The organism is Streptomyces tateyamensis (assembly GCF_003205575.1).
Lineage (GTDB): Bacteria > Actinomycetota > Actinomycetes > Streptomycetales > Streptomycetaceae > Kitasatospora > Kitasatospora tateyamensis.
Genome location: NZ_PYBW01000330.1, coordinates 1 through 250, shown reverse-complemented (window position 1 = coordinate 250; position 250 = coordinate 1). Strand labels below are relative to the sequence as shown.

Genomic DNA, 250 nt, shown 5'->3' with positions numbered 1-250 from the left:
CCTGGTGGCGTACGTGCGCGGGGCCGCCGACTCGTCAGCCGTGCTCAATGCCGGCCTGGTCGCACCCGAGACCGCGCATGAGCACGCGGCGCTCGCGCACTGGGCCGTGCGCGGAGCGGTGCTTCTGCTGGGCGCCGACCCCGCGGCCGGGTTCCTGCTGCTGGAGCGGCTGCACTGGGACATCCCGCTGCGCTCGCTGGCAGAGGTCAAGGGGATGCTGGAGGCCACCAGCCTGCTGCGGAGGCTGTGG

1 protein-coding gene is annotated in these 250 nt (G+C 74.0%); it reads left to right on the top strand.

What is annotated here, in order from left to right; genetic code table 11:
• Positions 1-250: aminoglycoside phosphotransferase family protein (locus C7C46_RS33610; RefSeq protein ID WP_220040755.1), on the top strand; the 250-nt coding region annotated here is incomplete at both ends.